The following is a 316-nucleotide window of genomic DNA, read 5'->3' as shown; positions in this document are numbered from 1 at the left end:
AAAGCCCTTATGAACATCCCCTTAGCATCTACTATCACGCTAGGTACTACATGACCACGCCCGATTTGCTTCATCCAAACAAGAGCCGTTTTCCGGAGGACCGCCCATGGTCAATGTGAAGCGATTATTCCAGGTCATCAGTTATCTGCAGTACCCGTTGCTGGTGGTTGCTTTGGGTTATATGGTCTATCCGTACTTCGCAGGTTTCGACACATTCTGGGCATCCATCAATAATGCGTTGATTTTTGTTGGGATGGCGATCAGCTTTTCGACGCTGCAGGACACAACGAAGACTCAGAACAACTTCTCCAAAAAG

At 47.5% G+C, this 316-nt stretch carries 1 pseudogene; it reads left to right on the top strand.

From position 1 onward, the window contains the following. Positions 1 to 106 precede the first annotated feature (106 nt). Positions 107 to 316 (top strand): annotated as a pseudogene (locus D0817_RS26355) (hypothetical protein); the annotation flags it as partial.

It is taken from the genome of Flavobacterium cupreum (assembly GCF_003996965.1).
GTDB lineage: Bacteria > Bacteroidota > Bacteroidia > Flavobacteriales > Flavobacteriaceae > Flavobacterium > Flavobacterium cupreum.
Note: the sequence above shows the minus strand (reverse complement) of the source record. Positions and strands in the feature narration are given on the sequence as shown.